Below are 7104 nucleotides of genomic sequence, written 5' to 3'. Positions count from 1 at the left end.
TTTAAAGTCATGTATTCCTCTACCACCAAAGTGTACGTGGATAACCGGGCCTAGGTCTGTACCATCAAACCCAGCTATTAATGCATTTAACACGTTTAAATGTGTTGTATCTCCTGTTGCATTTATTCTTATAGGATGCTTTGAACCTCCACCTATTTGAACAAATTCTCTTTCACCAGCAGGAGTAATACCACCCTTGCCTCTTGATTGCTCTATAAGCTCTATACCATCTAATGGGTCAATATGTCTTGTAGCCTCTGAGTGTACGAATTGAAATAGTGTTATGCCAAGCTTTTCAGCCATATCATACATATGCTTTGACTCATTATAAGTTTCTTCAGCACTGTTTCTTCCTAGTATCGGGTTTAAAATAGGGTTACCAGTTTCAACCGCCTGTCTTCCAAGCTCAGTAAGTCTATATCCGCTACGAACTACTCCATTAACCTCTCTTGGATATGCATCAGGTAAGCCTTGAACCTGTCCATTTTCATCTACATATGGCATTTTTACACCAAAGGCTTTTTCATATGCTTTTATTCTGTCTATATCTTCTCTTATTATTCTTTCTGTATTTGGTCTCATTTTAGCCATTAATTGCACCTCTTTCCTGAAGTATATTTCTAACTTTATTTATAAGTCCACCTGCTTGAAGAGTATCAAATGTAGTTTGTGATAATCTGTTTAACTCATACTGGTTTTTTGTTCTTAAATTAGTTATTGTATTATTTACTAAGTCTACTTGGAATTCGTCATTTTCTTTTGCTTCATTTTTTATTTCTTTTATATATTCACAAGTCACTACTGGAAGTCCTATATTTATTGCATTTCTTCTAAATATTCTAGCAAAGGACTTTGCTATTACTATACTTACTCCTGAGCTTTTAAGTGCAACAGGTGCTTGTTCTCTACTTGAGCCGCAGCCAAAGTTATCATCAGCAATTATAATATCTCCTGGCTGAACTTTTTCTGGGAAGTCTGGTATTATACTTCCTCTTAGTGTAACCTTTTTTAGCTCTTCTACTGGATAGCTCATAGCATATCCAGGAAGTATTTGGTCTGTATCTACATTTTCATTTAGCATAAATGCTCTACCTTTTATATTGTTCATATAACTAACCCTCCAATGGAATTACAGTACCTGGGCTTGTAATATATCCCTTTACTGCACTTTCTGCTACTGTTCTAGGAGAAGCTAAATATATTTTCGCTTCCTTATGTCCCATTCTTCCTGGGAAATTTCTATTTGTAGAAGATATTGCCACATCTTCCTTTGATAACAATCCTTGATGTGCTCCAAAGCAAGGGCCACAGCCTGGGTTTGTAACTACTGCTCCTGCATCTCTAAATATTTTAGTCAAACCTTCATCTTCCATTTTATCTAATATTCTCTTAGATGCAGGTACTATTACCATATTCACTCCATGAGCTATTTTTCTACCCTTTAATACTTCAGCTGCTATTTTCATATCTGTATACCTTCCGTTTGTACAGCTTCCAATGACTGCTTGGTTAATTTTTTGACCTTCAATTTCCTTAATAGGCTTTACATTTCCTGGTGATGATGGACATGCGGCTACAGGTACTATATCAGAAGCACTAATATTGTATACTTCCTTCACTTCACCTATTTCTTCATCTCCTTGATGAATATATCCTATCATGGCTCCCATTTCTATCATCATGTTAGAGATTGTCATCTTTTCTTCATTGCTTAAGCCTAGTATAGTACTTCCACTAAAGACAACTGCTTTATCTGTAAATCCATTTGTTCCAAATTTACCAATTACATATAGAATAATATCCTTGCCATAAACTCCAGGGTTTAATTCTCCATCAATATTTATTAAATATGTTTCAGGAACTTCTAAATCTAGCTCTCCTAGTGCCATAACCGCTGCTATTTCAGTTGAGCCTACTGGTATAGCCACAGCTCCGTAGGCCCCTGCAGTACAAGTATGAGAATCTGCCCCTACAATTATATCGCCTTTTTTGTATAGTCCTTCTTCCCATATAACCTGATGGATAACCCCTTCTGCTCTCCCATATACCTTTGCACCAAATTTATTACAAAATTCATGTATTGTTCTATGCTGAATTCTAGAGTCTACAGATGAGCAAGGAATATTGTGGTCCATAACGAAAACCACTTTATCTTTATCAAAGACTTTGTCTACACCTATTTTCATAAATTGGTCAACTGCTAAGGGTCCTGTTACATCGTGAGCAATTGCTAGATCAACCTTCACACTTAGCTCTTCCCCTACCTTAACACTAGTCTTATTTGCTTTTTTTGCAATAATTCTTTCTATAATGTTCACTTGTCTCACCTTCTTTCTATGCTTCAACTAGCACTATGCCTAATTTGTTTGCTATCTGAACAGCATCTTCCTTTGATGGAGTAGCATCTCTAAGAACTAATCTTCCTCCACCTCTGTTTAATGCATCTACCATGAAAGTGCCTTCATCAGTTTCTATTGTAACTCTTTGAACTTGGTACTCCTCGTCCTTTATAATTTCAACCTGTATTCCTTCTTTTTCAACTAATTCCATTACCTCTTTATACATTTTCCCGTCTGCTGTAGATGCACCATAAACTGCTCCCATTAATACTCCTGGTACATTTATTCCTCTACGTGCAAATAGCTCTGGGTATAATTCTATTTTAACTTTCTTTATTTTTCCTTTAGCTAAATAATGAGCTATTCTTCCTGTGTTAGTTGGAGAGCCTACAGCTTGGCTACTACCACCTACAACTGCTTCTCCAAGTGTATTAGTAATTGGTCTTGCACCCTTAGCTAGCTTTTTAGCTACTTCCTTAGCTTTAACTAGAGTATTGTCAATATGAGCTTTTTCTTCATCTTTAATAGCTTGAGCTATCAATCTCTCAACAGGCTCTTTAGTTTTAAAGAATGGTTGCATAAATTCTACTACTGTAGGCACTAATGCCTTTGCTGCTACTGGATGAATTTCAGCTGCCATAGCAAGCATTACGTCTATAGGAACATTAACTTCTATATTAGTCTTCACAGCTAATCCTGCTGATAGTGTACCATTTAATATGGCACCACCTATATGAGTTGCACATAGAGCAGGCACCATAACTCTAGGTGTACAAGGTACTCCTATTGTAGGAGATATGGCTATAACCATTGCGCGCTCAATATCTCTTGGGCCTCCACCTAATAACTCAACTTGTGCTGCTGCAATTGCAGCTGAGCCTGCACCATACCCTTCCATGTTACAACCTGTAGTAGTCTTTCCAACTCTAAACATAGCACCAATTTTTAATATCATAGCAGCAATTTCTGCTACTCTTTCTCTTTCATAGCCTGTGTCAAACATAGCCTTGATAAAGCCTGTATATGGGCAAGAGTCTCCAGTACCTGCACATGGATTTAACCCTACACCATGATTGCCTACTTGAGCGGCTATTGTATACACTAAAGCCTTATCTACAAATTCGTCTTGAAATAATCTGAATCCTTCCATATTGTTTAGCTCTGAACCGGTTGTACCTAATAATAAACTGCTTCCTGTAGTTAGTCCAACTTCAATTGCATGTAAGTTGTGGTCAAATTCCTTTAATACTTCTTCTAATACTTCTTCCTTGCTTTTTCCTGTTTGAATTTCTGCTTCAGCAAGAACTACATCTACAAATCTAATCTTTTTTTCATCTGCAATCTCTATTATTTCCCCAAGAGTTAGAGGCATTTTCTCTTCAATCATAGCTTTTAAATCCATAATTATTTCTGCTCCTCTCTTACTTCTATATTTCCCCAATCTTCATACAGCTTTAATACTGCTGAAATATCCTCAGCTCCTAATCCCTTTGCTCTTGCAGCTTCAAACATTTGTTGTGATAAGTTACCTATTATAAGAGGCATTTTTAAATCCTTTGCTGTATCTACTGCAAGCTGTAAATCCTTATATTGTAAATCTATCATAAAGCCTGGTTCAAAATTACCCTTTGCAATAAAGTTATTGTATTTAGCAGTCAATGCATAGGAAGAACCTGAACTTTGGCTAATTATATCGTATAATATCTCTGGCTTAAGTCCTGCCTTAACTCCTAAAGCTAAAGCTTCTGCAACGGCAACCATATTTGCTCCTAATAATAAATTGTTTACTAGCTTAACTGTATCTCCAGCACCTACTTCCCCTACATGATTAACCTTTGTACCTATACAGCTTAATATTGGAAGAACCTTTTCAAATGCTTCTTTGTTTCCACCAACCATAATAGTAAGAGTTCCTTTTTCCGCTCCTGCTGCTCCACCGCTTACTGGTGCATCTAGTACTTCTACACCTTTTTGACTAGCTTTTTTTGCAATACCTTGAATTGATTTTGGAGTGATGCTGCTTAAATCAACTATTATTGTTCCTTCTTTTATTCCTTCAAGAACACCATCTTTTCCTAAAACAACGCCTTCTACTATAGCTGAATTTGGAAGAGAAGTAAGTACAACATCTGCATCCTTAGCTACCTCAGCAGGCGTTTGTCCTTCTTTAGCTCCTAAATCTACTAGCTCTTTTACAGCTTCTTTATTTAGATCAGACACCTTTACCTCGTATCCACCCTTTAGCACATTAATGGCCATTCTTTTTCCCATAACTCCTAAGCCTATAAAACCAACTCTCATGTTTACCCTCCTATTTAAAATATCTTTTAATATATATTCTCTATGCTTACATACATAATACATAGCAATTTTCGTGCCAATTTTTAACCCATTAAATAGCCTAATTTTATAATATTTACACTATATATCTTTCATTTTTGAAATGGTTGAAAAGGTTTTTCCTCTAACATTCATAAAATCCCATCACGTAGCATTGCATATTTGAAACGGTTGTTCATTTTTGAAATATCTATTTTAATAATTTCATATTTAAAAGTTGATAGAAGTGCTCTTACGCACTTCTATCAACTTTTTCAAATTTATATTATAAGTTTAACTTTAAGTCGCCTTCCTTAATCCAACCCATTTTTCTCATTACATTAGCTATTATTGGAGTAAGAACTGCAGGTATTATAAAGTGTAATATTAAAATTCCTATCCACATTGTTGCTCCACCCTTACCAGCAGCTTCCATAGCTTCTATTGTTCCAAATTGTCCAACAAATCCACTAGTTCCCATTCCAGAACCCATTGGAGTTCCTTCCATTTTAAATATTAATGTTGCCATAGGTCCAGTAATAGCAGCAACTAGTGTTGGGGGAATCCAAATCTTCCAGTTTCTAACTATGTTAGGTACTTGAAGCATAGATGTTCCTAATCCTTGTGCTGCAAGTCCACCCCATCCATTTTCTTTAAAGCTCATTACAGCAAAGCCAACCATTTGTGCACAGCATCCAGCAGTAGCAGCTCCCCCAGCTAATCCTGCAAGTCCAAGCATCATACATAATGCAGCACTACTAATAGGAAGTGTTAATACCATACCAACTATAACTGAAACTAATATTCCCATTAAGAATGGTTGTAGAGTTGTAGCATACATAATAAGTTTTCCTACGCTTGTCATAAACGCTCCTACAGCAGGTCCAACAACTGAGCCAACTAGAACACCAGCTATAATAGTAACAGCAGGAGTAACTATAATGTCTATTTTTGTTTCTTTAGATACTATTTTACCTAATTCAGCTCCTATTACTGCTGCAAGGAATGCACCAACTGGTCCACCTAGTGCATTACCAGCTGCACCTGTTACTGCTGATGCAAATAATACAAGTGGTGGTGCTTGTAAACCGTATGCAACAGCTACACCTATTGCTGCTCCTGTCATATCTTTACATATAGGCCATATAACTTCGCTTAAAAACGGGATACCTAATTTGCTTCCTAGGGTATTCATAATAGTACCAATTAATAATGATGAAAAAAGACCTAGTGCCATAAAACTCATAGCATCAATTAAATATCTTTTTACAGAGATTTCAATATTCTTTCTCTTTAAAAAGCTTTGCTTTGGTGCTTGGTTTTCTTTACTTCCATTTTGACTCATTAAATTTTCCCCCTCTTTGTTATTTGTTTTTTAGTGCTTCTATTATAGCTTCAGGTGTTATAGGTAGTTCAGTAAACCTAACTCCAATAGCATCATGTATAGCATTTATAATTGCTGGTATTATTGGTATTAGTGCAGGCTCACCTATTCCCTTAGCACCGTAAGGCCCAGTTGAAACAGGATCTTCAACAATAATCGGATATATTTCCGGCATATCCATAGCAGTATATACTAGGTATTTTGAGAATCCTGGGTTAATGATTACTCCTTTTTCTACTTCAACCTTTTCTAATAATGCGAAGCCCATTCCCATAGCAGCTCCACCTTCTATTTGTCCTTCTACCATTTGTTCATTAATTGCTTGTCCTACATCATGTGCTGCAACTACTTTTAGTACTTGTACTTCTCCTGTTTTTGTATCTACCTCTACCTCTACTATATGTGTAGCAAATGCATAGCAAGCATAAGGTATACCTTGCATATTTACAGGGTCTAAGCTTGTAGTATCAGGATTAAAGGAACCACTTCCAAGGGCTATTAGTCCTCTTTTTTTCATTTCCCCCATTAACTCAGTGTAAGTCATTTGGATTTCTTCATTTCCTAATACATATACTTCTCTATTTTTAAACTCAATTTCTTCTGGACTAACTGCAAGCATATCTGCAGCTACATTTACTAAAGTGTCCTTTGCCATTTTTGCTGCTAAATAACATGCATTACCTGAAATATAAGTTTGTCTACTTGCTGATGTAGCACCGCCTTCTGGTGTAACTCCAGTGTCTGCAGAAATCACATATACATCTTCATAATTAACTCCTAATGTTTCAGCTACAATTTGAGCCATTACGGTTGTAGAGCCTTGACCTATATCAGCGCATCCAACTAATGCGGTTACAGTTCCATCTCCATGAACTTCGACAAATGCGGCAGCTGGATTTGGTAGTCCTGTATTACCTATTCCATACCACATACATCCAATACCAGTTCCTCTTTTCTTCATTCTACTTCACCTCGTATAATATGTTTAGACCCAGATTTTCAGGTGTCTAAGCATATTTATTTTTATTTAATTTTAATTACAATGTTTAATCGAGATATCCT

At 36.3% G+C, this 7104-nt stretch carries 6 protein-coding genes and 1 pseudogene; all 7 read right to left on the bottom strand.

The features are described from left to right. Window positions 1–591, bottom strand: a pseudogene (locus BLV37_RS14540) (cobalamin-dependent protein); the annotation flags it as partial. Continuing rightward, a complete protein-coding gene (locus BLV37_RS14535; RefSeq protein ID WP_091733123.1) occupies window positions 584–1108 on the bottom strand; it encodes a LeuD/DmdB family oxidoreductase small subunit in 525 nt (174 codons plus the stop codon). The pseudogene BLV37_RS14540 and the gene BLV37_RS14535, both read right to left, overlap by 8 nt. A 4-nt stretch (window positions 1109–1112) precedes the next feature. Next, complete coding sequence (locus BLV37_RS14530) at window positions 1113–2318, bottom strand: 3-isopropylmalate dehydratase large subunit (protein WP_091733121.1); 1206 nt, start codon at window positions 2316–2318, stop codon at window positions 1113–1115. A gap of 16 nt (window positions 2319–2334) precedes the next feature. Next, entirely contained in the window at window positions 2335–3780 is a 1446-nt protein-coding gene (locus BLV37_RS14525; protein WP_244270565.1) for an L-serine ammonia-lyase, iron-sulfur-dependent, subunit alpha, read from the bottom strand. Next, window positions 3744–4640 carry an NAD(P)-dependent oxidoreductase gene (locus tag BLV37_RS14520; protein WP_091733115.1) on the bottom strand — a complete coding sequence of 299 codons (897 nt, stop codon included), beginning with the start codon at window positions 4638–4640 and terminating at the stop codon, window positions 3744–3746. Before BLV37_RS14520 ends, BLV37_RS14525 begins: the two co-directional genes overlap by 37 nt. A 304-nt stretch (window positions 4641–4944) precedes the next feature. Then, a complete protein-coding gene (locus BLV37_RS14515; RefSeq protein WP_091733112.1) occupies window positions 4945–6003 on the bottom strand; it encodes a PTS sugar transporter subunit IIC in 1059 nt (352 codons plus the stop codon). A gap of 19 nt (window positions 6004–6022) precedes the next feature. Continuing rightward, entirely contained in the window at window positions 6023–7003 is a 981-nt protein-coding gene (locus tag BLV37_RS14510) for a xanthine dehydrogenase family protein molybdopterin-binding subunit (RefSeq protein ID WP_091733109.1), read from the bottom strand. Window positions 7004–7104: the final 101 nt, after the last annotated feature.

This window comes from Proteiniborus ethanoligenes (assembly GCF_900107485.1).
Taxonomy (GTDB): domain Bacteria; phylum Bacillota; class Clostridia; order Tissierellales; family Proteiniboraceae; genus Proteiniborus; species Proteiniborus ethanoligenes.
Note: the sequence above shows the minus strand (reverse complement) of the source record. Positions and strands in the feature narration are given on the sequence as shown.

What these genes read in the sequence shown, in the direction of transcription:
- BLV37_RS14535 (WP_091733123.1), bottom strand. Translation starts at nt 1,108, where the DNA reads ATGAACAATATAAAAGGTAGAGCATTTATGCTAAATGAAAATGTAGAT.
- BLV37_RS14520 (WP_091733115.1), bottom strand. Translation starts at nt 4,640, where the DNA reads ATGAGAGTTGGTTTTATAGGCTTAGGAGTTATGGGAAAAAGAATGGCC.
- BLV37_RS14515 (WP_091733112.1), bottom strand. Translation starts at nt 6,003, where the DNA reads ATGAGTCAAAATGGAAGTAAAGAAAACCAAGCACCAAAGCAAAGCTTT.
- BLV37_RS14510 (WP_091733109.1), bottom strand. Translation starts at nt 7,003, where the DNA reads ATGAAGAAAAGAGGAACTGGTATTGGATGTATGTGGTATGGAATAGGT.